This window comes from Bythopirellula sp. (assembly GCF_041737835.1).
Taxonomy (GTDB): Bacteria; Planctomycetota; Planctomycetia; order Pirellulales; family Lacipirellulaceae; genus Bythopirellula.
The window spans coordinates 257,123-279,466 of record NZ_JBGSQY010000001.1 but is presented as its reverse complement, the minus strand read 5'-3'; the positions used below and the strand labels follow the sequence as shown (position 1 = coordinate 279,466).

At 56.6% G+C, this 22,344-nt stretch carries 17 protein-coding genes; 9 read left to right on the top strand and 8 right to left on the bottom strand.

Features of this window, described 5'->3' with window-relative positions:
• Positions 1 to 322: 322 nt before the first annotated feature.
• Positions 323 to 2,011 carry a SpoIIE family protein phosphatase gene (locus AC6T8Q_RS01135; protein ID WP_500677340.1) on the top strand — a complete coding sequence of 563 codons (1,689 nt, stop codon included), beginning with the start codon at positions 323 to 325 and terminating at the stop codon, positions 2,009 to 2,011.
• A gap of 35 nt (positions 2,012 to 2,046) precedes the next feature.
• Here the strand turns inward: AC6T8Q_RS01135 and acnA are convergent, their stop codons facing one another.
• On the bottom strand, positions 2,047 to 4,878 hold the full coding sequence (acnA, locus tag AC6T8Q_RS01130; RefSeq protein WP_500677339.1) for an aconitate hydratase AcnA: 2,832 nt from the start codon (positions 4,876 to 4,878) through the stop codon (positions 2,047 to 2,049).
• Positions 4,879 to 5,001: 123 nt separating this feature from the next.
• On the opposite strand from acnA, the gene AC6T8Q_RS01125 reads away from it, so the two are divergent.
• On the top strand, positions 5,002 to 6,453 hold the full coding sequence (locus AC6T8Q_RS01125; protein ID WP_500677338.1) for an Nramp family divalent metal transporter: 1,452 nt from the start codon (positions 5,002 to 5,004) through the stop codon (positions 6,451 to 6,453).
• Between the two features lie 16 nt (positions 6,454 to 6,469).
• On the opposite strand, the gene AC6T8Q_RS01120 is transcribed toward AC6T8Q_RS01125, so the two are convergent.
• Positions 6,470 to 8,287, bottom strand: a complete 1,818-nt coding sequence (locus tag AC6T8Q_RS01120) for a chloride channel protein (protein WP_500677337.1) — start codon at positions 8,285 to 8,287, stop codon at positions 6,470 to 6,472.
• 265 nt (positions 8,288 to 8,552) lie between these two features.
• Here AC6T8Q_RS01120 and serC point away from each other — a divergent pair, with 265 nt between their 5' ends.
• From serC to AC6T8Q_RS01105, 3 genes are all read left to right on the top strand, one after another.
• Complete coding sequence (gene serC, locus AC6T8Q_RS01115) at positions 8,553 to 9,650, top strand: 3-phosphoserine/phosphohydroxythreonine transaminase (RefSeq protein WP_500677336.1); 1,098 nt, start codon at positions 8,553 to 8,555, stop codon at positions 9,648 to 9,650.
• A 63-nt stretch (positions 9,651 to 9,713) separates the two neighbouring features.
• The gene (serA, locus tag AC6T8Q_RS01110; RefSeq protein WP_500677335.1) at positions 9,714 to 11,336 is read left to right on the top strand and encodes a phosphoglycerate dehydrogenase; all 1,623 of its coding nucleotides are present in this window, start codon (positions 9,714 to 9,716) and stop codon (positions 11,334 to 11,336) included.
• A 301-nt stretch (positions 11,337 to 11,637) separates the two neighbouring features.
• A complete protein-coding gene (locus tag AC6T8Q_RS01105) occupies positions 11,638 to 11,937 on the top strand; it encodes a BON domain-containing protein (RefSeq protein ID WP_500677334.1) in 300 nt (99 codons plus the stop codon).
• A 23-nt stretch (positions 11,938 to 11,960) separates the two neighbouring features.
• Here AC6T8Q_RS01105 and ispH read toward each other — a convergent pair whose 3' ends face one another.
• On the bottom strand, positions 11,961 to 12,896 hold the full coding sequence (gene ispH, locus AC6T8Q_RS01100; RefSeq protein WP_500677333.1) for a 4-hydroxy-3-methylbut-2-enyl diphosphate reductase: 936 nt from the start codon (positions 12,894 to 12,896) through the stop codon (positions 11,961 to 11,963).
• Positions 12,897 to 13,255: 359 nt separating this feature from the next.
• Between ispH and AC6T8Q_RS01095 the strand changes: the two genes are divergently transcribed.
• Both AC6T8Q_RS01095 and AC6T8Q_RS01090 read left to right on the top strand, forming a co-directional pair.
• A complete protein-coding gene (locus AC6T8Q_RS01095) occupies positions 13,256 to 13,636 on the top strand; it encodes a BlaI/MecI/CopY family transcriptional regulator (RefSeq protein ID WP_500677332.1) in 381 nt (126 codons plus the stop codon).
• Positions 13,633 to 15,762: a M56 family metallopeptidase gene (locus AC6T8Q_RS01090; protein ID WP_500677331.1), complete on the top strand. Its 2,130-nt coding sequence runs from the start codon at positions 13,633 to 13,635 to the stop codon at positions 15,760 to 15,762. Before AC6T8Q_RS01095 ends, AC6T8Q_RS01090 begins: the two co-directional genes overlap by 4 nt.
• 60 nt (positions 15,763 to 15,822) lie before the next feature.
• Here the strand turns inward: AC6T8Q_RS01090 and AC6T8Q_RS01085 are convergent, their stop codons facing one another.
• Both AC6T8Q_RS01085 and AC6T8Q_RS01080 read right to left on the bottom strand, forming a co-directional pair.
• Positions 15,823 to 15,972 (bottom strand): hypothetical protein, encoded by a 150-nt coding sequence (locus tag AC6T8Q_RS01085; protein WP_500677330.1) that lies wholly within the window; start codon positions 15,970 to 15,972, stop codon positions 15,823 to 15,825.
• A 289-nt stretch (positions 15,973 to 16,261) separates the two neighbouring features.
• A complete protein-coding gene (locus AC6T8Q_RS01080) occupies positions 16,262 to 17,332 on the bottom strand; it encodes an EF-hand domain-containing protein (RefSeq protein WP_500677329.1) in 1,071 nt (356 codons plus the stop codon).
• Positions 17,333 to 17,985: 653 nt separating this feature from the next.
• Here AC6T8Q_RS01080 and AC6T8Q_RS01075 point away from each other — a divergent pair.
• Together AC6T8Q_RS01075 and AC6T8Q_RS01070 are read left to right on the top strand one after the other, a co-directional pair.
• A complete protein-coding gene (locus AC6T8Q_RS01075; RefSeq protein ID WP_500677328.1) occupies positions 17,986 to 18,264 on the top strand; it encodes a flagellar biosynthesis anti-sigma factor FlgM in 279 nt (92 codons plus the stop codon).
• Positions 18,265 to 18,470: 206 nt separating this feature from the next.
• The gene (locus AC6T8Q_RS01070; protein WP_500677327.1) at positions 18,471 to 18,974 is read left to right on the top strand and encodes a Fur family transcriptional regulator; all 504 of its coding nucleotides are present in this window, start codon (positions 18,471 to 18,473) and stop codon (positions 18,972 to 18,974) included.
• Here the strand turns inward: AC6T8Q_RS01070 and purB are convergent.
• The 3 genes from purB to AC6T8Q_RS01055 all read right to left on the bottom strand — a co-directional run bounded on the left by purB (position 18,971) and on the right by AC6T8Q_RS01055 (position 22,216).
• A complete protein-coding gene (purB, locus tag AC6T8Q_RS01065) occupies positions 18,971 to 20,398 on the bottom strand; it encodes an adenylosuccinate lyase (RefSeq protein WP_500677326.1) in 1,428 nt (475 codons plus the stop codon). The genes AC6T8Q_RS01070 and purB overlap by 4 nt on opposite strands.
• A 126-nt stretch (positions 20,399 to 20,524) precedes the next feature.
• Positions 20,525 to 21,922, bottom strand: coding sequence for an HD domain-containing protein (locus AC6T8Q_RS01060; RefSeq protein WP_500677325.1), 1,398 nt, complete (start codon positions 21,920 to 21,922; stop codon positions 20,525 to 20,527).
• A 63-nt stretch (positions 21,923 to 21,985) separates the two neighbouring features.
• Positions 21,986 to 22,216, bottom strand: coding sequence for a hypothetical protein (locus AC6T8Q_RS01055; RefSeq protein ID WP_500677324.1), 231 nt, complete (start codon positions 22,214 to 22,216; stop codon positions 21,986 to 21,988).
• Positions 22,217 to 22,344: the final 128 nt, after the last annotated feature.

Here is a 22,344-nt window from a genome sequence, read left to right as displayed (position 1 = left end):
CGGAGAAAAGAATGTGGCTTCAAACCGTGAAATTGTGGAAGCTAGATTCTTCGGTCGCCTAGGCTCTCTCAGAATGACGATTTCCTCGTACCTGCCATGCTTACGAAAAACTAACGCCTAGCGCCTAACGACTCGCAACTATTGAAATAAACCCCGACAAGTTGGAAGAGTTGGACAAGTTGGACGCCTTGAATCGATGGCTGCTAGCCGTTGGTTGACGCTGCCGCGCGGTAAGCCGTAAAATCGTTCGTTTTGACGCTTTGTGTTGAAAATTCGTCGCCAGAATTTATAAGGGTGCAGGCCGGTTGGCCGCTCGTGATCGATGGCTCATCTCACAATTGTTCAAGGGGGGGAGATCGGCAAGGTCTATCCGCTCGATGGAGAACGCTGGGTCATGGGCCGCAGCCCCGAGTGCGACCTTGTGCTCGACGCCGCCGCGGTTAGCCGTCGGCATGTGATCCTCACCAAGGAAGAGGGTCTCTACTTTGTTCAGGATCTGGGCAGCCGCAATGGCACCTACATCAACGCTCATCGGGTCGAGGATCGCGGGCCGTTGCGTAACGGCGACCGGATGCTGATCTGCGACATCCTGTTTGAGTTTTACGACGAAACCGCGCCGCCGAAACTGGCTGGTGAAGAACCCGAACATGCCTCGTTGTTGGCCCCACTGCTCACCGATGCCGAAGAAGACATGGACGCCACGAGCCAGATCATGGCCACGTTCGACGTGAGCCGCGGTGCGGGATCGATCTGGCAGATGTCGGCCAAGCCTGAAGTGCAATTGCAAGCGCTCGTGGAGATTTCCAACAACCTGGGGAACACGTTGTCGGTCAAGGAAATCCTGCCGAAGATCCTCGACAGTTTGTTCAAGATTTTCGTACAAGCGGATCGCGGGTTTGTCGTGATGCGTCCCCGACCCGATGCACCGCTCGTGCCTGTCGCCACGAAGGCCCGCAAGAGCAGCGACGAAGAAAAAATGCGAGTGAGCCGCACGATCGTTAACAAAGCGATGCAAGACAAGCGGGCGATTCTTTCGGCCGATGCCTCGACTGACGAACGCTTCGGGATGGCGCAGAGCATCGCCGATTTTCAGATTCGCTCGCTGATTTGCGCGCCGATGATCGCTAGCAACGGCGAGTCGCTCGGCGTGATTCAAATCGACACGAACAACCAGATGAGTCGTTTCACCGATCTCGACCTGCAAGTGCTCGCGGGGATCGCCAATCAAGCGGCCATAGCGCTCGATAACGCCCGGTTGCATCAAGAAGCCCTTTCTCAAGTTGCCCTGCAACGCGACATGGAAGTGGCCAAGCAAATGCAACGGACGTTGCTGCCCAATCGTCCGCCGGAGATCGCCGGTTATCATTTCTTTGCCTTTTACGAATCGGCCTACCAAGTGGGCGGCGACTACTACGATTACGTCACCCTGCCAGACAACCGCGTGGCCGTGGTCATCGGAGACGTGGCCGGCAAGGGCGTTCCCGCCGCGTTGTTGATGGCCAAGCTTTCGAGCGACGTACGGCAATGGTTGACCATCGAACCAAATCCGGCCAAAGCTCTCGGCAAGATCAACCAAATCTTCTCGGGCTATGGTTGGGATGACCGCTTTGTCACGATGGTCATCGCCGTGATCGACGGCAATAAGAATCAATTGACGCTGGTGAATGCGGGGCACATGCCGCCGATGCTGCGAAACGCGGCGGGCGAAGTCACCGAAATCGGCGGCGAACAAGCGGGCCTGCCCGTAGGTGTGGTCGACGATTTCGAGTTCGATTCGTATCAGCACGATCTTGCGCCGGGCGATTTGGTCACCTTGTTCACCGACGGCTTCAGCGAAGCGATGAACTCGCAGCGCGAACTTTATGGCATCGAGCGGATGACCAAGATCATCAGCGTTAAAGATGTCAAAACGATGGAGATCGGCAATCACCTACTGACCGACGTCCGCGAATTCGCCGGTGACTTTCCCCAAAGCGATGACATGTGTCTCGTTTGTTTAGGGCGCGATTGAACACGAAGCGATTGGATCGGGATTCAAGAAGCTAGTTATTTCGTCGGCTCTGAATCCTTCATCAACTTTCGCAACACCGTGTGCAAGATGCCGCCGTTGCGATAGTAGTCGAGTTCCACCGGTGTATCGATGCGGACCGTCGCGGGAAACTCCTTGATCTTGCCGTCGGGGGAAGTCGCCTTCACCATCAACGCCTGCCGTGGTCGTAAATCGTCTTTGAGTTCAGGGAAATCAAAAATCTCCTCGCCCGTTAGACCAAGAGTTTGCCACGTTTGTCCCGGCGGCATTTCCAAAGGCAGTACGCCCATCATCACCAGGTTGCTGCGGTGGATCCGCTCGAAGCTCACGGCCAACACCGCGCGAATCCCTAACAGGAATGCCCCCTTAGCGGCCCAGTCGCGGCTGCTTCCCGTGCCGTATTCACTCCCAGCGAGCACCACCAGAGGAATCTTATCGTCGCGATACTTCATGGCCGCGTCGTAGATGCTCATGACTTCGCCATCAGGCAAATGCCGCGTCACGCCCCCTTCGGTGCCGGGTGCCATTTGGTTGCGAATGCGGATATTGGCGAATGTGCCGCGGGTCATCACGCGGTCGTTACCACGCCGCGCGCCGTAGCTGTTGAAATCATGCGGCTCGACGCCAGAGGCTTGCAGGAATTTCCCTGCTGGGCTGCTCGTGGCAATCGACCCCGCGGGAGAAATATGGTCGGTGGTCACCGAATCCCCCAACGTCGCTAGGCAGCGGGCTCCCATGATCGGCTTGATCGGTTCGACTTCGGGCTTGAGATCAACCAGAAACGGCGGTTCTTGGATGTAAGTGCTGTCTTCGTTCCATGCGTAAAGCTCACCGCCGGTGACTTCGATGGCATTCCACTTGGGATTCTTCTGCCAGACATTGTCGTACTGAGCCTGGAACATCTCGGGCAAGACGCTGCTTTCGACAACGCTATGCACTTCCGCCTGCGACGGCCAAATGTCCGCAAGCATCACGAGCTTGCCGTCGCTTCCCATGCCGAGCGATTCGGTTTCAAAATCGATATCCACCGTGCCGGCCAGTGCGTAGGCCACGACTAGCGGCGGGCTGGCCAAATAGTTCGCCTTCACGTGAGGATTGATGCGGCCTTCGAAATTGCGATTGCCCGACAGCACGCCAGCGACCACCAAATCATTGTCGCTCACCGCGGCAGCAATCGGATCGGGGAGCGGCCCGCTATTGCCGATGCAAGTTGTGCAGCCGTAGCCAACGGTGTTGAAGCCGATCTGATCGAGATATTTATCGAGCCCCGCCTTTTCAAAGTAATCGGTCACGACTCGCGAGCCGGGAGCCAAGCTGGTCTTCACATGCGGCGGGACGGTCAGGCCTTTCTCGACGGCTTTCTTAGCCAACAACCCCGCGGCGATCATCACAGAGGGGTTCGAGGTGTTCGTGCAACTCGTGATGGCGGAAATCACGACGCTACCGTGTTCGATGGGGAAAGTTTTGTGATTCAATGTCACTTCCACACCATCAAAGCCCGGATCAGCCACAGCAATCGCTTCTTCAACCGCGGCGGTCGCCGTTTCTTCAATCGGCTGGCCACCTTCACCTTCCCAGCGTCCTTGCGAAGCGCTAGTTGCAGGCCGCTTGCCGTAAACCTCGTCCAAATCACGCTGCCAGCTCGTTTTCATGGCGCTCAACGCCACGCGATCTTGCGGACGCTTGGGGCCAGCGAGGCAGGGCTCGACCGAGGAAAGGTCGAGTTCCAAAGTCTTAGTGAAAGTGGGAATCGGTGCCTTATCCGTGCGGAACAAACCCTGTTCCTTGGTGTAGCGTTCAACGAGTTCGACTTCCGCCTTCGTGCGGCCAGTGCGTTCGAGATAGCGGAGCGTTTCGGCATCGACCGGGAAGAAGCCCATTGTGGCACCGTACTCAGGCGCCATGTTGGCAATCGTGGCCCGGTCGGCGAGCGACATCGTCGACACGCCATCGCCGAAGAATTCAACGAACTTACCGACAACCTTTTCCTTGCGTAAAACTTCGGTGACCGTGAGCACCAAGTCAGTGGCCGTCGCGCCCGCGGGAAGTTTACCCGTCAACTTCATGCCGACGACTTCCGGCATCAACATATAAATGGGTTGGCCGAGCATCACCCCTTCGGCTTCGATACCACCGACGCCCCAACCCACGACGCCGAGGCCGTCGATCATGGTGGTGTGACTGTCAGTGCCAACGAGCGAATCGGGAATCGCTACCTTGCCGGCGTGATCGTCGAGCAAGAACACACACTTGGCCAGATATTCCAAATTCACTTGGTGAACGATACCGGTGCCCGGTGGCACGACGCGGAAATTGTTAAAGGCGTCTTGGCCCCAACGCAGAAATTCATAGCGTTCGCGATTGCGCGAAAATTCCAATTCGATGTTCAGATCCAAGGCCTGTCCTGAAGCAAAGTAATCGACTTGCACCGAGTGATCGATCACCAGATCGACGGGGACAAGCGGATTGATCTTCTTTGGATCGCCCCCCAACCGTTGCATGGCCGCACGCATCGCCGCGAGATCGACCACGCAAGGCACGCCTGTGAAGTCTTGGAGCACGACGCGAGCTGGTTTGAAAGGGACTTCCACGCCGCTGTCGCCGGGAGCCAACACACCGCACGTGTCGGTCCACTTGCAAAGCTCTTCGACGTCTTTTTCGGTGACGACATACCCGTCGCAATTCCGTAGGCAGGATTCCAACAGCACACGGATCGAGTAGGGGAGGGCGGCGACTTTGGTGAGCCCTAAGCTTTCGAGCTTTGAGAGGCGGTAAATGCCAGCGGGGCCATGGCCAGTTTCAAACGTGTCGCGGGCGGAGAATGGGTCGGTCTTAAGTGCAGTGGCCATTGTCTCTCAATTATTCCTACAAAGGGGCGGGGAAGATCAAGCCGCGGAACGCCGCCAAGTCGGCGCTCGCCGGGCATTTTAGCGTTTTCCGCAGGGCTTGTCTGCTAGGGAATCAACGCCTTCGTGGGGACGTTGTTTCAGAATCGCTTAGCGTTTACACTCGCAAAACTCACTCATCAATCGCTCCTTATCAAAGAACTAATCCCTTTGACACAGCGGGATCCTTATCATCTTGACCACAGCCAAATCCAAGATCCGCCGGCGCGGTTTTGGGAACAACTGAAATATTGTGGCCCCGGCTTTGTGTTGTCGGCTTCAATTGTCGGTTCGGGCGAATTGATCGCGACGACGGCGCTGGGTGCCAAAGTTGGTTTCATCACGCTTTGGATTATCCTCTTAAGTTGCTTTGTCAAAGTGGCACTGCAATTGGAGTTTGGCCGTCACACGATTCAAACCGGCGAGACTTCACTGACGGCGTTGAACAAGCTGCCCGGTTGGCGATTCGGACGCGCCCACTGGACGATCTGGATTTGGCTGGCGCTGCTTCCGGTCAAAATTCTGCAAGTTGGCGGCATCATCGGCGGATTGGGCATTCTGCTCAACCTAATCTTCCCTGCGATTTCTGTGACAGCGTGGTGTTGGATCACCGCCGCGAGTGTTGCCGCCTTGATCTTCAGTGAAAAATATAGACTGATCGAACTATCGTCGCTGACAATGACGTTGGCATTCACGATTCTCACATTGATTTGCGTATTCGCGTTACAGTGGACGCAATACGCTATTCGTTGGGAACAAATAGCATCAGGGTTAACAGGTAAGCTTCCCGCCAACTCGATCTTGTTTGCCTTCGCGGCCTTTGGACTGACAGGCGTCGGGGGCGATGAGATTATGCAGTACACGTATTGGCTGCTGGAGAAGGGATACGCTGCGCGCGTCGGACCCTATGAACCCAATAGCCCTGCCTGGCAAAGCCGGGCTCGCGGCTGGACTCGCGTGATGACGTTCGACGCGATCGCTTCGATGATCGCTTACACAACGGTAACCGCCGCCTTCTATATTTTGGGGGCTGCCGTCTTGCACCAGCAGGGTGAGGTCCCCGATGGATATGAGATGATTAACACGCTTTCGAACATGTACACCGAATCGCTCGGTCCGTGGGCTAAGGACGTTTTTCTGGCCGGTGCATTTTTTGTGCTGTTTTCAACGGTCTTCTCCGCGCTGGCAGCATGGACTCGCATTTATTCCGACACCTTCGGCCAGATTGGTTTGATCCGCTTTCACGATCCCCGACAGCGCAGTCTTTCCATCAAAGTCCTTTCCTGCGTCTTTCCAGCCCTGTGGACCATCGTCTTTCTGAGAATCAAACAGCCTGTCCTCATGGTCATGCTTGGCGGATTGGCTACGGCGGCCATTCTGCTGATCGTCGTCTTCGCCGCGATCTATTTTCGCCTGTTTCGATCTCTCCCCGAACTTGAACCAACGCGACTTTATAAAGTCGCGTTTTGGATCAGCGCCATTTCAATTCTGGCTTTGGCAGGCTATGGGATCTGGCAAGCCTTTGCAATCGAAGCGTGATCCGCTTAGGAAATCGCTAATCTTCAAGCGGACCGATATCGTCGCGTTGGATTTCCGACAGCCGCCGATGATAGGCAGAAATCACATCATGCCGACTTAGCATGCCAACCACCTCACGGGGCGAATCGGCTTCGACAATCGGCAGATAGTCGACGTTCTTTTGTGTGAACCGCCGCAGTGCCGTGTGCAAATCATCGTCCGGTTTTACGGTGATGACCTGCGACGTCGCGATATCTGCTGCCACGATCAGTGTCCCCGTACGATCCCCGGCGAGCACGGCCCGCAAGTCTCGCAAAGAAAAGATGCCGCTTAACTTCTGGTCAGCATCGACGACCGGGTAGTAGCTGTTGTTTGATAGCGAAGCCATCCGCAGAATTTCAACCAATGGCATGCCTTCTGGGATCAAATCGACTTTTCTCGCTAAATCCATGACGTCGCGAACATGCATTTGCTCAAGCACGTCGATGACAAAATCGCCCTGATGGGCCGGGCTATCAACCAAACCAAACACTTGCTGTTCATATAAGGTCCAACGCGGCGAGAGAATCGCCATGTTCACCATGCAAACAAGCATCAGAGGAATCAGCAGGTTGTAGCTTCCGGTCATTTCACAGACCATCAACATGGCCGTCAGCGGCACGCGGGCGATTCCAGAAAACAGCCCGCCCATACCCACAAGCGCAAAGGCTTCGGGGTGGGAAATCATGTCGGGGAAGAATTTCTCTGCCGCAACGCCGAACGCGCCCCCAAGCATGGCCCCAATATAGAGTGACGGGGCAAAAACGCCGCCGCTGCCGCCCGAGGAGATCGTAAAAGCCGTGGCAAAAATCTTACCCAGACAAAGGACCAACATCAGTCCAAACGCCAATTTGCCGTCGATGGCCATCTGAATCCAACCGTATCCGCCAGCCATGACCTGCGGCAAGGCAATGGCTAGCGCGCCGAGCATCAGACCACCAATGGCTGGCTTGATAATCATCGGAATCGGCATGGGTCGAAAAATGCGATCACGCACACCGTAAAAAACAATCACATAGAGATATCCAAAGATCGAGCAAAGGAGTGCCAAGACCAAGTAAAAGGGAATCTCGCTCATGCCGCCAAATGTTAGGCCGGGAGGAATGCTGATAGCCAAGCCTGTTCCAAAGATCTGAGTGAACACCATGTAGGCAGTGATCGAGGCGATAAAATTGGGAATCACCGCCGCGGTTTCCATCGCGGTCGAGCCGTAGAGCACCTCGCTCAAAAACAATGCACCACCCAACGGGGCGCGGAAGATCGCGCCGATTCCCCCCGCGGCTCCCGATAGCATCAGCAGACGGCGGTCGCGATCGGACAGTTTCAAACGATCCGCGAGAAACGATCCAAAGCCGGCACCAATTTGCGCGATGGGCCCTTCACGGCCTGCTGAACCACCGGTGCCAATCGTGATGATCGAGGCAATCGTTTTGACGACGGGGACGCGCGCACGAATTTTGCCGCGCAAGCGGTGGAAGGCCTTCACCAACGCATCCGTGCCATGCCCTTCTGCTTCCGGGGCAAATGTGTAGACAATAGCACCGCAAGCTAGGCCGCCAATCGTCGGCACGAGCAGAGTCAGCCACCATTGGGTGGGCAATTGCGTGGGGCGCGGCACACCCTCTGTTCCTGCCGCGGGCGGTACGTAACCAACAATGTCGCCCAGCACGAGCGTCTGAACCGTCATTAAGCCGGCGTAAAAGACCGCGGCCCCTAAGCCCGCAACGATTCCCACCAAGGCGCTGTAAATCAGCAGCCTTCCCGAGGATCCCATGTCAAAGATCGCGGCAAAATTGTCAAGAATTTTCTTGAGCACTCTGCTCCTCTGCAGGCGGAATTTCCAACGTGAACTTCTGAAAACGCTCTTCGGTCTTTGTTGCTGTGCAGTCTAATGCGACTTCTGCCTCTGAACAACCTGAATGCTGGCGAGCGTCAGACGAGAGCCGCCTGCGCGAGAGCGCGAATCCGCCCAAATCACAGCAAAACTTGCCCCATCGCCAACCGCGCCACAAGCCACTAAAATAGTTCCTTTTGTTGGGCGACGGGGATCACCGAGGGAACAAGAAAGGATCGTTCATCACATGACCCAAAGGGCTTACAACTTTTCGGCCGGACCGGCCGTGCTTCCAGAGTCGGTGCTGGCTCAGATTCAGCGCGAGATTATGGTGCTGCCTGAACCGAAGGCTTCGATTTTGGAAATCAGCCATCGCTCGCCAACATTCAAGGAGATCATCGAAGCCGCGGAAGCCAATATCCGCAAGCTGCTCAACATCAGCGACGACTATTCGGTGCTGTTCCTGCAAGGGGGTGGCCGGCTGCTGTTCTCGATGATCCCGATGAACCTGCTGACCAAGGATCAGCCAAGCGCCGACTATATTCTTACCGGCACCTGGGGCAAGGCTGCTCTCAAAGAAGCCAAGAAAGAAGGCAAGACCAACGTCGCCTGGGACGGAGCCGACAGCAAATACACTTACACGCCTGCCGATGCCGATCTGAAGCTCGATCCCAACGCGGCGTACGTTCATTACACCTGCAACGAAACCATTGAAGGTGTGCAATTCCCGACGGAACCCAACACCGGCAACGCCCCGCTGGTGTGCGACGCTTCCAGCGACTTCATGCACAAACCGATTCCCATCGACCGCTATGGCATGATCTACGCCTGTGCCCAAAAGAATCTCGGCCCCGCAGGCGTTTCGATCGTCGTTGTTCGCAAGGACCTGCTGGCTCGCTCGAGCGACGACCTGGGTGCCTACTTAAACTTCAAGCTGCACGCCGACGAAGGCTCGCTGATGAACACGGCCCCGACATTCGCGATTTACGTCGTCCGGCTGGTGACCGATTGGCTGGTCAACGACATCGGCGGGCTCGACAAGATGTACGCCATCAACAAGTCGAAAGCCAAAATGCTGTACGACGTCATCGACGGCAGCAACGGCTTTTACGATGGCCACGCGAAGCCGGAATGCCGGTCGCTCATGAATGTGTCGTTCCGATTGCCAAGCGAAGAGCTCACCAAAGAGTTTCTCACGAAGTCGGAAGCTCAAGACTTAACCGCTCTGGCTGGCCATCGCTCGGTGGGTGGCTGCCGCGCCTCGATTTACAACGCCATGCCCGTCGCGGGCGTGGAAGCCTTGCGAGATTTCATGATCGACTTCCGCGACAAGCACGCGACTTAAGACCGGCGGTGCGTTGCATCGCGGCTAGGCCTTTCAACTTCCTCCAACACGATTCCCCACCAAATGCACAAAGTAATTGTTCTCGACGATTTGTCCCAAGAAGGCCTCGATTTGCTCAATGCCGCGCCCGGCATTGAATATGAAGTCCGCACTGGGCTCAAAGGTGATGACCTCCGCCAGGCGCTGCAGGAATTCGATGGCGCGATTTGCCGTAGTGGCGTGAAAATCACCGCCGAATCGCTGGCCGGCTCACGCCGTTTGAAAGCCGTCGTGCGTGCCGGGGTGGGGACCGACAACATCGACAAAGCCGCAGCTACTCGCGCCGGCGTTGTCGTGATGAACACGCCGGCGGGCAACACCCTGAGCACGGCCGAGCACACCATCACCTTGATGCTGGCCATGTCGCGGAACGTCGCCCCTGCTTACCAAAGTTTGTGCGAAGGCCGTTGGGATCGCAAAAACTACATGGGCACGCAAGTCGCTGGCAAGACGTTGGGCGTCGTCGGCTTGGGCCGCATCGGCTTGGCTGTGGCTCAACGCGCTCTCGCTCTTGAAATGAAGGTCATGGGCTACGACCCCTTCATGTCTAAGGAACGAGCCCAAGATCTTGGCATTGAACTCGTTGAAACCGTCGCGGCTATGTTGCCGAGCGTCGATTATCTGACCGTTCACACGCCGCTCACTGACGAAACTCGCAATCTCGTGGACCTGCCGCAGCTTGAAGTCATGAAAACCGGCGTGCGGCTGGTGAACTGCGCTCGCGGTGGCATCTACAACGAGGAAGCCCTCCTCAAAGGCTTGGAATCGGGCAAGATCGCTGGCGTCGCGCTCGACGTGTTCGTCGAAGAACCTTGCACCGACAGTCCGCTCTTTGGCAAGCCGGGCGTTCTCTGCACGCCGCACTTGGGGGCCAGCACCGAGGAAGCTCAAACCTCCGTGGCCGTCGAAGCCGTTCAGCTGCTGACTGATTACCTCATCAACGGCACGATCCGCCACTCGGTGAACGTCGCGCCGCTCGATTCCAAAACACTCGAATCGCTCAAGGGTTACGTCGACGTCGCCTATCGCCTCGGCATGTTGATCGCCGGGTTGCAGGAAGGCAATGTCCGCGAGTGCAAAATCAACTACCGGGGCGAGATCTCCGACCGCGATACCAAGGTGCTGACCGCCGTGTTTGCGGCCGGGTTGCTCAAGAACGCCCTCGACGAGGAAGTGAACCTCGTGAACGCCGAGTACATGCTCCGCGACCGCGGGATCGAGCTGACGGTCGAATCCCACAGCGAAATGGGGGCCTTCCGCTCGACGATGTCCGCCGAACTCAAGACCGATTCCAGCCACCACAAAGTTGCTGGCACGGTGTTTGGCCAGTCGATGCCGCGGCTCGTGGCGATCGACGGCTACCGCCTGGAAGCCTATCTCGACGGCTGCCTGCTGGTATACACCCACAAGGACGTCCCCGGCATCATTGGCAAGGTTGGCACGCTGTTCGGCGAGCACGGCGTAAACATTGGCCAGATGGCGGTGGGCCGCGATCAGGCCGGTGGCGACGCCATCGGCATCCTCAACCTCGACGCGGCTCCCTCGGCCGAGGCCTTGGAAGCCATGAAAAAGCTCCCGTCGATCAGCAGCGCCCGGGTGATCCACCTGCCCGAATCCGGCGAACTGCCTGCTTGGCTACAAAGCTAACTAGGCGGGCTGTCACGCCAACCGGCCACCGCTTCTCGGCAATTTCGAGGGTAAATCCCTTGGGAAATTGCGCTGCTCCACGGGAAATTGCCCTGGAGTGGGTCTCCACGCTCGGCTACAGTCCGCCCCAATGTTATGCCGATTTTAAACGGCAGCCGTCTGCTGTTTGTGTCTTGGGTGCTAGCTAGCCGCGTCCAAACGGCACTGCCAGCACGACCGGCCGAGTTTTCAGAGATTTCCAGCTGGGAGACGAGCCCCTCGCCGACACGGACCCAAAACATGGCCGATATTTTTTCGGGCCATGATGTGTCACCGAGTCGATGGCCCTCTCTGGGAAACTCCCTCCTTCTTCCTCGATTACCGGATTGGAATCATGCCAGCTATGGCCACAGCATGTCCCTTCTTTGAGCAGGTTCGGGGTGCCTTAACGAGCAGCCCCTATCTTTCGGCAAAACAATTTCGCATTGAAGCCGCCGATGGTTTGGTGCGTCTCGAAGGCACGGTCAGTTCGTTCCACCAAAAGCAGATGGCTCAAGAAGTGCTGCGCCGGGTGGACGGCGTCGAGCGCATCGAGAACCAACTGCAAGTCAGTTGGCAGTGAAAAGAATTAATGATGTGTGATTTTTAATTTGTGGTCAGGATTCGCAGCTCTTTGGGCAGGGGGAACGACACGTCCTCGGTGCGGAGCGACCGCGATTGCACGCTAGCGCCAAACTTGTCGCAGAGAAAATCAAGCACGGCTTCGACCACAACTTCGGGGGCACTGGCACCGGCGGTGACGAGCACGGTTTGGGCCTCGGTGAACCAGGCAGGGTCGATGTCCTCGACGCCGTCAATTAAGTAGGCCGTCACGCCGCGTTCACGGGAAAGTTCCGCGAGGCGTTGGCTGTTGGAACTGTTCTGGCTGCCAAGCACTAGCGTGAGATCGACTTCTGCAGCGAGGACCGACACCGCTTCTTGCCGATTTTGCGTGGCGTAGCAAATGTCGTCCTTCGGCGGCGCGGCGATGTGTGGAAAACGCTCCTTCAACCGGCGGATGATGCGGTTGGCATCGTCGACGCTTAATGTCGTTTGCGTGAGATACGCGACTTTTGTTTCGTCGGCAATGGCGAGCTTGTCAACGTCCTCGGGAGTCTCGACCAGCAGGATCGCTTCGGGCGCTTCTCCCATCGTGCCGATCACTTCGTCGTGGCCGTCGTGGCCGATGAGCAAAATCGTGTAGCCGAGATTGGCATACTTGATGGCTTCGAGATGGACCTTGGTCACAAGCGGGCAGGTCGCGTCGATCGCGCGCAAGTTGCGTTCCCGGGCCAAGCGGCGGATCTCGGGCGACACACCGTGAGCCGAGAAGAGCAGGGTGGCACCCGGCGGAACGTCGGTCAGCTCGTCGACGAACACGACTCCCTGTTCCTTGAAGCGATTCACCACGTATTTGTTGTGCACGATTTCGTGGTAAACGTAAATCGGCGCGGGGAGCGACTGGATCGCCAAGTCGAGGGCGTCGATCGCCATATTGACCCCCGCGCAGAAACCGCGAGGACTTGCCAGCAAAACCCGCATGAAAACTATCCGATGGTTCGATGTGAAAACGAGTGCGTGCTCACATCATAACCGCAGTAGCGCGGTATCGACAACTTGGCCTACCTAGAGAGCAGGAAAACTACCGGTTGAATATTCGAACCGCCAAGAACGCCCTCAGACGCCAGGAAATAGTTTTTTAACCACGAATCTCCACGAATTTAACGAATCATGTAGTTCGTGAAATTCACACAGTTTCGTTGCTAACTCATCCTTGGCGCAATTGGCGACCTTGGCGGTTTGAATACTAATGAGCTGGCCCGCGAACACGGTAAGACTCATCTTGACATCGATTACAAATGTAATCTATTGTGGGGCCAACTTTACGGAGGTCCTGCAAAATGTCTGAAGCATTGGCGATTTCCGAGGCCGAATGGCAAGTCATGAACGTCGTTTGGCGGGATCAGCCCGTCGAAGCGCAGCATGTGATCGATCAGTTGGCTGAACCCAACGGTTGGTCGAGTGCGACGATCAAGACGATGCTCCACCGGCTCATCAAGAAGAAGGTGCTAGTCTTCGATCAAGAAGGCAAGCGATATCTGTACCGAGCCTGCGTGAAACGTTCGGATTGCGTGCGGCAAGCAAGCCGGTCGTTTTTGGATCGCGTGTTCGGAGGGTCCGCCGCGCCGGCCCTCATGCATCTTGTCAAAACGTCGAAGCTTACCAGCGAGGAAGTTGACCAACTTCGTCGCCTTCTCGATCACAAGGAAGTTAAGTCATGAGCGAAATTTTCGTGGGGATTGCCAACGGATTTGCGATGACGCTGAGTGCGGCCTTGGCTAGTGTGCCATTGGTTCTCGTGATGCTAGCGCTCGATTACACGGTTTGTCGTCGTGTTGCTGCTCGCTATCGGTGTGTGTTATGGACCTTGGTCGCCGTGCGGTTGCTGATGCCCTACGCACCGGAAAGTTCGCTGAGCCTACAAAGTGTTTGGCGGTTATTTGATGCGCAACCCGAATCGCAGACTGAAATTGGATTTGCTGCGGTGGCGTCGGACGGACTTATCGGGCGCCTTGCCGGTGAACCGGTGAATGTCGGGGAGTGGATGGCGAATCCTTTCGCACAAGCTCCTGCGAAAGCTGTCGATTGGGTTGATAGATTTCTGTTCTGTCTCGCGATCGTCTGGTTCGTTGGCGTGGCGATTGTCCTTTTGCGAGCCGTTGTTGCGTCGGCGAGGTTCGCTTGGCGGGTGCGCGGCATTGAGCTTGTCCAAGATGGCCCAGTGGTTGATCAGTTGCTGCGAGTTTGCGATCAGGTCGGCGTCGGCAGACGCCCGCGGCTGAAATATGTCCCCGAGTTGTCTACACCCGCCTTGTTTGCCGTCTGGCGTCCGACGCTATGCCTGCCAGTTGAGACGAGCGCACAGCTCAACCTGAGCCAACTTCGTTTGATCATGCTGCATGAAGTCATCCACTTGCGACGCCGCGATGGATTGATCTCCTGGTTGCTGACCTTTGTGCAAGCGGTGCATTGGTTTAATCCGATCGCTTGGCTGACGAGAAAGCGGATTGCGATCTATCGAGAGTTGGCTTGTGACGATGCCGTGCGGCGATTCACGACACCCGCCGAGCGGCCCGCTTATACGGAGCTGCTCCTGCGATTCGCGACGGGGCAAGCACCAACAAGCTTGGGCTTTGTGGGACTGTGGTTCGCTCAACCGATGAATCAATTGACTGCCCGCATCGAGGCCTTTCACGGCGACCAGCTTGGCCAGCGAAAGCTTACGCGATTGGCGATGAGTGGGCTCGTTGGTTTATTGGCGGTTGTCGGATTGACCGACGCGGCGAGTTGGGACGCGAAAGACAAGTCGCTTGAGGAATCGATGGTGGGCGTTGAACCCGCCTTGCATCAATTTCATATTCCTCCTTTAGAAGAGGAAGACAAAGGAGCGATTGAGGAACGAATCTACAACCTCGCGCCCGCCTTGGAGAAAATCGTAGCAGCGGATCCCGGCCGCGATGCCCGGCTACATATTCTCTCGTTTCTCAAGATGCCATTTTTGCAAGTCGAATCAGTTGTTGAGCTGGCTGGCGATACGGACCGAATTCGTGTGACGATGTCGCAGTGGGGCCACGACTTCTTTACCAACGTACTCGATGCCATAGAACTTGCCGGGCCGTGGCAAGTGTCCGTCGAATCGAGAGTTTTTGGTGCGTCGGATATTGAAGCGCTCGGCGATATCAATTGGGAAGAAGCCGTCAAATTCGTCTTGCCGACCGCCACAAAAACATCTCGCTGGCCTCAACGGGTTAAGAGGGAAGGCTCGCAGCCTGAGTCAGGGATTTCAGCGGTCGTCGAGTCGGGTTCTTGGGAGTATGGTCCGTACATGGTGATGGTCATTGACCAAGACCAGTTGCGGCGCATCGTCGAGCGATCTCGGCGGGGGCCAAGAAATTCCTACCTAGCATTCCCTAAGGTAACGTTGTTCAACGGACAGAGGGGGCATGTGCGAGACGAATCCCAGCGTCCGTTTGTCGTGGGGGTTCAATATATCAAAGGCGAACTCGCGACCGCTGCTCAGCCTGAAATCGTGGTCCTTTCGGAAGGGGTTCAACTCGAAGTTCAGCCTTGGGTCGTGGATGCCAATGCAATCGAATTAAGTTGTCAACTCACGATGTCGCAGATTGATGGAGTGAGCGAGGTTAAGTTGCCGGGAAAAGACATTGTGGTGCAGAACCCTCGCCAGTCGCGCAGAACGATTTCGACAAGTTGCCAATTGGCGCGAGGCGAAACATTGCTGATCGCCCCGCATGCCGTCGGGGAGCCTGACGCCGAGACGGAAATCCATTATTACGCGATCACGCCGACTTGGTTTCCAGATACCGTTGCCGAACGTACAGCCAAGTGATGAGCGTGGAGTCGTGCATGCAGGGAGCTAACGCAACCCCGTTCGCCGTGTTGTGCAGTTTCAGCGCGGGTTCTTGGGCGGTTGCTGCCAGCTGATGCGGTTGAACGGAATCCGGGCCTTTTCGGTGGCGCCGAAACGAGCTTCCATTTTCTTGATGGCCCGGTTCATTTGCAGACTGAATTCAAACAGGGCATGACCATCGACGGTCACTGGAGGCAGTTCGTGACCGGTGTCCGCTGGGGTGGGAGCTGGGAGAGGAGACTGTGAACTTGCCATTGTAAAAACTCCTGGGCAGGGTCGCCGCAAAACGGGGGATACTAAACTCTGTTCCGCCGATCCCTCGAAACAACCCATTAACTGGGGCGAACGATCCCGCTCGTGTTACTGAATCATACGCAGGACACGTTAAGAAAGTTCGCGGTTCAACGCAATTTTGGCCTACGTCTTTTGAAGCGTAGACACTTGCGCGTTTGTTACGTCGATCGCTGTGAGAAGAACCCTATTTTTTTCGGTTCTTTTTGGGCGCTTCGTCGGAGAGAGGCAGCGAAGCCGGTTGAAGTCCTGCGGAATTCCGCAGCGTCGCGAGGATTTCCACAGCACGCGAAAGCTCCGTGGAATCGAGTTGTCCATCGCCATTTTGGTCGAGCCGTTTGAACCGCTGAGCCATTCGCGGGGGCGCTTCTTTGCGGCTGAGTCGGCCGTCGCCATTGCGGTCGGAACGTTTGAGAATTTCTTGGACACGTTGGTTGGTTTCAGCCAGCGGCGGGCGGTTGGCAGCGAGCCCCGCGACTCGCTTGCTGAACGACTTGAATTCTTGCTCGCTCAACTGCTTGTCTTGATTGCGGTCCGCTCGCTGGAGCAACTCGGTAAACCGTTCAGCGAATGGCTCGGGGACCTCGTCGGCCGTGACATTCCCATCGCCATTTGTGTCCAGTTCGCTGAACAACATCATGGCGTTGTCGGGGTTCTCCATCATGTTTCCCGGGCGAAGCGAGGTACGCAGGCGTTCGACGTAGGCCGCTTGTTTGTCGTTAAGCAGCGCTAGCTCGACTTCGGGATCGATCCCCTGACTGCTGATGAAACGGTTGGTGATGCCCAAATAGCGAATCGACTGCTGTTTAAGCTGGGGCACAGGCAGACGGTCGGGGTTTTTGAGGTTGGCCACTTTGATAAATTGATCGAACAGGGGTCGCATCTCGGGGAGAACCTCGGCCGAGGTGATCGTCAGGTCGGCGTCTTCGTCCATCCACGCCAGCACCAAGAGCAAGGCGTCGGCCCCCGGCAGTTCGCTGTCGGCTTTTTCGGTGATCGGCTTTTCGGGGCGAGTTGAAATGAGCCCTGCCTTCCATTCTTTGGCGGAAAGCTGGCCATCCTTGTTGGAATCGGCTTTGCGAATCAGCCGTTGGAACAGGGGAGCATTCTCTTTGGAAATCTCACCCTTGGTGATTTGCAAATCTCGGTCGGCGTCGAGCCGTCTGAACAACTCGTCCTGCTCGTCTGCCAGCGCTGGGCCGGCCAACAAGATGAGGACGCACAAAACCACGGCATTCAATGGGCGGTGGATATTCATAGCGATGGTCTAGATTGTGGGAGTGGTCATACTTATTCTACCAAACCCCCGGCCACCGCGGAGGTTCCGCCGCACATGCCAGCATTGTTGATTTTGGGGGCTGAAAGATGCCGTTGACGGGGAAAAAGCGTTCCTTTACGATCCGCAAACCCGTAAGTCTAGCCAGATCGCAGCCGCGTAAAGAACACGCGAACAGGCTGCCGCCCCGTCGCGTAACTAAGCCTGGGCGGCATGAACCGCACACGCGGTTTGGCCCCTAGAATCCCCGTCGTGGACTTGATTGCTACGACAAGTTGGCAAGTCGTAATCGGCATGCCTGCGGTTGCGAAAAGTCAACAATTGCGAGGTTTAGAACGCCTCGTGACGGATCACGATTGTCACACTTGTTACAGGAGGTTTTGCACGAGCGACCGGCCTCGGGAAGAATTTTTTGGAAGGCTGCTAGCAGACCGCCGATGATACTTTTGGAAATCGCAACCGCGATCTCGTCATCAGGTTTGCTTCGGCGATCTTCTCCCCAACCTGACTGCGATATCCGCTGACAGCATGTTCTTCCTTTATTAACCCGATTGGCTCGACTTTTCCCAGGCGATACACTAAACCCAGCGTCCGCCGCGAGTGCAAAACAAGGTGTTCAACACCGGAGTACGAAAATGCAAATCCAAAGCTCATCTCATGTTCATGGTGCTCATGCTCTGCAAGGCCCTTACTCGGCACGCAGCCAAGCGGCGCGTCCTCAGTTCTCCGTAACGGGGATGGATGATCAACTCGACATTTCGGCCGCCGCCCAAGCTGCCATTGAGCAAGCTGAAATGGGCGACGTACGCACCGATCTGGTGGCTCGCATCAAGAACGAAATTGCCGCCGGGACCTACGAAACAGCCGACAAACTGGATGCCGCACTCGAGCGATTGCTCGACGACGTGGCCTAAGCCGTAAACCGCTTTGCCACGCGACTTTTGTGGCATCTTGAGACTCAGCACCAGTTCGCTTAGAATCAATAAGCACGGAGCGTGGTTGCTCACATGCTTGCCTGATAAGTGTTTCTGGCGAGTGGCGTGTCAGCAGGAGTCTCAATAACGATTGCTTAGCGCGTGTTAATGAGACTGTCCTGACGATCAAGAAAGGCAGGCAGATCATGGCAAGCGGATATTCCTTAGGCACGGTCGAAGTTTCGAGTTCGCCCCAGGATCGCTTTTCCGAATTCCTGCAAAGCAAAGGAAAGCGGATCACCCAGCAGCGGCGGATTCTGATCGATTACATCTTCGAGCGGCACGACCATTTCGACGCCGAAGAGTTGATCTACAATCTGGCCAGTCTTCCCGAGGGTGGCAAAGTTAGCCGCCCAACGGTTTATCGAACCTTGAACGAGCTCGTCGATGCCGGCCTGCTGCGCCGCATGAATCTAAGCGGCCGCGCGGTCTACGAACATGATTATGGCTATCCCCAGCACGATCATTTGCACTGCACGATGTGCGATCAGCTCATCGAGTTTCAAAGTAGCGAGCTCAAATCGCTGCGCGAGGCCGTGGCAGGCGAGTATTCCTTCCGCGTGACCGGCCATCGGCTGATCATCTCAGGTATTTGCGGCGATTGCAGTTCCAAACGCCACCGCCGCAGTTCGCCGTTGGATTTGATTTAAACGCGTAATTCTGTTGCCAGTGACTGTTGGTCGGCGTAACGTTCGCGAATCGGCGTCACCACTTCGGCGAGGAATTCGTCGACTTGTTCGGGGCTGCGGCCAGTCAGTTTTGTTGGGTCGACGGCAGCGTTGAGATCTACTTCGGCAAACGCAGAATCCTGGCGTAAGCGATCGAGCAAATCGTTGGGTTTGCCAAGTTGTTTGACTTCGGCGGCGGCGGCTTGGCTGTGCTGGCGGATTCGTTCGTGCAGATCTTGGCGGTCTCCTCCCGCGGCGACGGCTGCCATGAGAATGTTTTCAGTTGCCATGAACGGCAGTTCTTCTCGCAAGTTGCGAGCAATCACCTCAGGATAGACGACCAAACCACTCGCAACATTCTGATACAGGATCAAGACCGCATCGACGGCCAGGAAGGCTTGGGGTATCACCAGCCGACGGTTGGCGCTGTCGTCGAGCGTGCGTTCCATCCACTGCGTGGCCACGGTGGCACCGGTGCTTGATTGCAGGCTCATCACGAACCGCGACAGGCCGCAGATACGCTCCGACCGCATGGGGTTGCGCTTGTAAGCCATCGCCGAGGAACCGATTTGGTCTTTCTCGAACGGTTCTTCGATCTCCTTGCGGTGGGCCAGGATGCGAAGATCGGTTGCCGCCTTGTGAGCCGATTCGGCCACTCCGGCGAGTGAATCGACGATCTGAGCATCGACTTTGCGCGGATAGGTTTGTCCCGTCACGGCGTAAGTCATCGTGAAGCCCATCTTCTGGGCAACCAACTGTTCGAGCTTGCGAACTTTGTCGTGATCACCGTGGAAGATTTCGAGGAAGCTGGCTTGAGTTCCCGTCGTGCCTTTGGTGCTGCGGGCGGCGAGCGCGAACAACCGATGCTCAAGCTCCGCCAAATCGAGCGCCAGATCGTAGGCCCAGAGACAAGCCCGGCGACCGACGGTCGTGGGTTGGGCGGGTTGCAAGTGCGTGAAGCTGAGAGTCGGCAGGTCGCGATACTTCTCGGCAAAAGTTCCCAAGGCATCGATCACGGCAGCCAAACGCGCGCAGACCATATTGAGCGCTTCGCGAAAGATTATCAAATCCGCATTGTCGGTCACAAAGCAACTGGTGGCGCCCCAATGGATGATCGGCCGCGCGGTGGGGCATTGATCGCCATAAGCATGAACGTGAGCCATCACGTCGTGACGGAGTTGCCGTTCGTATTTGGCCGCGGCGTCGAAATCAATCGTGTCGACGTGCTTACGTAGTTCCGCAATTTGCGCAGCTGAAATCGGCAGACCCAATTCGGCTTCCGCTTCGGCCAGCATCACCCACAATCGCCGCCAGGTGCTGTGTTTATGTTGGGGACTGAATAGCCGGCTCATTGCTGGCGAGGCATAGCGGGTAATCAGCGGATTGTCGTAGATTTCGTGAGACATGCGCGAGAGGTCGGAGGTCAGAGTCAAGAGGTCAGTGAGTCCGCTATTTTAGTGGAATTTGTCATTCGTCGGTATGGCCTGCCCAGTTCCCCTGGCCCTTGATCTCCGGCCTCTGACCTCTCTCATCTACATATTCGTGAGATCGTCGTCGCTGTTGCTGCCGAGCAGTTTATCGAGGGCCGTTGAAACTGCGGCGTAGTGGCTCTCAGCGGCTCCCTTGGGCAGGTAGACGCGGCAAACGAGCTGGCTCATCGGCAAGTGCTTGTAGAGTTCGTCGTCGGTGAGCGGACGGATTTGATGCGATGCCGAGCGGAACAGAAAATTCTGCCCCGCGGCGGCCGTTTTCGGATCGGGGCGATCGATGTAATTCGGCAGGTCAACTTTCAGAGGCATCTCGCGCAAGTTGGGGGGCAATTCGGCGCGGATTGCTTGTTCGGCGAGTACTTCACGTCCCTTGCGGAACAGATCGGTCGACTTGGGATCGAGCCGCGTCCGTTCATCAGCCAGCTCCCAATCCACTTGTCGGTGCAATAGCCTTAGCCAGCGAGCCCCCAAGGCCTGTTGTGCCGGATTATCGCTTTTGTGCCAGCGGGCAACGTCAACTAAGAGCGACCATTCCGTGAATAGTTGGTACTCCTGCATATGATCAAGCGGATTGCCCGGAAAGAGGAACTGTTTGCCCTCGCGGAACAAATCTTCGAGCGTTTTGTCGATCGCTCGCACGGTACGATGGAAATAGACGGCGCGGAACAACTCGCTACGCGCTTGCCGAAAGCGAACGAGCGCGTTCACGCCGCGGGAATGAATCGTGAGCCCTTGCTCGCTGAAAAATGTGTATCGCAGGAGCCGTTCCAAATCGTACACCCTGGAGCTGTAACCCGACATGTACGCATCGCGGAGGACAAAATCCATGTTGTCGACGGTGTACAAGCCACAGAACAAGCTCCGCAGCATCACCAGCCAGCGAGGTTTATCGGCTGTGTCATTGTCGGTGGGGCGCGTAATGAGCCAGGCAATTTGTTCGGGATCGATTGCTTCGCCATCGCTTAGTTTACTGTTCGGGCAGGTGCGAACGTTCCGCAACAAGGGGCCGAGCTCGAAGCGAATGATATGCGAACCGAGCGTTTCGTGGGTTAAACCGTAATCGCAAAGAAAATGTGCATCGAAGAAATGACCAAAGGGGCCATGGCCAACATCATGGAGCAATGCCGCCAAACGGCAAAGGCATTCCACATAACCCCGACTGGGGACATCGGGGCAGACCTGCTGCAAACTTGGATAGAGCGAATCAATAACGCGGCTAGCCATGTGCATGGCGCCGACAACGTGCTGAAATCGCGTGTGTTCAGCCGAGGGATAGACCCACCAAGCGGTCTGAAGTTGGTGAATTTGGCGCAGCCGCTGCAGCCAAGGGTGATCGAGCAGCACACGCTCCGAGGTCTCGCCATCTTCGACGATGGACACAAATGGGATGTAGCCGTGGATCGGGTCGTGCAGCAAACTTTGGCGTGAAATGTCTGTCATGCGGGGTATTGTCGCGCACGCAGGGTAGGGGGGCAATGGGGCGAAATCCGAGCCGGAAAAAGGCTATTCTTCGCGGGAACGCTCCAAGGCTTCCAGAGCCAAAACGACCACCAGCCCGACCAGCGATACGAGCCACAACACTTGCGCCGCGGTGTTAATGAACTTGAAAGCACTGGCCCCACCGGAGTCGCCCATTGCGGCGAGTAGCCCGACGACCCAGGTAAGCACCACCGACAGCAGGGGAAACCCCAGCACGGCAAACAACAAGCATTTCAGGGCGGTCCGCAGGTTCACAGTGGGTTTAACTCGAAGGGTGTGCAGCGCAATCGGCCTAATCGGCAAAGTCGGCGTTGAGGTGTCATTTTCCGGCGAGCCCCAAGCGACTGTCAATACACGCCTTTGCGGGCTTTTTGCCGGTGCCG